At 42.3% G+C, this 1,013-nt stretch carries 3 protein-coding genes; all 3 read right to left on the minus strand.

The genetic code is table 11. The features are described 5' to 3' along the window. Positions 1-101: 101 nt before the first annotated feature. Entirely contained in the window at positions 102-290 is a 189-nt protein-coding gene (locus ACFVQB_RS34500) for a small, acid-soluble spore protein, alpha/beta type (RefSeq protein WP_011996172.1), read from the minus strand. Positions 291-452: 162 nt separating this feature from the next. Continuing rightward, positions 453-713 carry a biofilm formation stimulator Veg gene (gene veg, locus ACFVQB_RS34505; protein WP_003218330.1) on the minus strand — a complete coding sequence of 87 codons (261 nt, stop codon included), beginning with the start codon at positions 711-713 and terminating at the stop codon, positions 453-455. A gap of 211 nt (positions 714-924) precedes the next feature. Beyond that, positions 925-1,013, minus strand: an 89-nt coding sequence (locus ACFVQB_RS34510) for a hypothetical protein (protein WP_483874972.1), incomplete at its 5' end; no start/stop codon positions are given.

Raw genomic sequence — 1,013 nt, forward strand, 5'->3', positions numbered from 1 at the left:
GTATCACATTTGGAGACCCGGAGGTACTTATCCGAAATTGACGCCGGTTTTGACAGCCGATAGAAAAAACCGGGGAACGGATTGTCCCCCGGGCCACTGCATTATCGGTTATTTTGGTTCTGAGCCGCCATCTGCTGTTCGGCAATCTCAATCGCGCGCTTTACCATATTCCCGGCGTCACGCGCCCGAATGCCTCCCCAGCCCTCGTTTTTCACCGTATCGTAAAAACCAAGGTCCTTCGCCAGCTCATATTTGAACTCATCTGACATAACTCCACGACGTCTGCCCAAACGAAACAACCCCTTTTATAGAATTGATCACCATTCGTGCACGCCACGATAAAACATGTGACACTTATAGCTTCCGTTTAATCGGCTGAAACTTTCGAGGGAATAATTAGAAGAGCTTTAGAAGGCAAAACAAAAAGCAGTAAACAAAAGGTTCACTGCCCATTAAAATGCTACTGAGCTTGCCGCATCGTCATTGAATGTCAATTCAACAGTCTCAGTCAGAATATCAGCATAACTGTATGAAACTCTTTCAAACGAATTCTCGTCTTGATCTAGTTGTATCACAAAAACAGAAGGGTACGTCTCAGCTAAAATGCCCGAACGCTCAATCGTTTTTCGGCGGCCGCCGTTTGCTTTTAACGTAAGCCGTTTACCTAAATTCCCATCAAGCGATCTTTTTATATCGGACAACGTCTTCGCCATTGCATCCACCTCACTACATTTATTGTACAACAAGAGCCCAATTTTGTCAAATAAAATTTAAATTATATCAACGTTAATAAGTCATTGTCAACAAAATTATTTTGACAAAATTCTATTGATTTCTGCGTTATTTTTCACAAGTTCCGGAAATTTATGTATCAATATGTAAAATAATTAACCCGCATAGCGAAATATATGCGGGTTTTATCACTCATCCATTTGATTTATACGGCATACCGACACGCAGCACACCCTTCGTTTCAATTCCTCCCAGCCCTTTCTCTCTCGTCAGCGTATTTC

Origin of the sequence: Paenibacillus sp. NPDC057886, from assembly GCF_042796655.1 — a bacterium.
Classification (GTDB): domain Bacteria; phylum Bacillota; class Bacilli; order Paenibacillales; family Paenibacillaceae; genus Paenibacillus.

What these genes read in the sequence shown, in the direction of transcription:
- veg (WP_003218330.1), bottom strand. Translation starts at nt 713, where the DNA reads ATGGCGAAGACGTTGTCCGATATAAAAAGATCGCTTGATGGGAATTTA.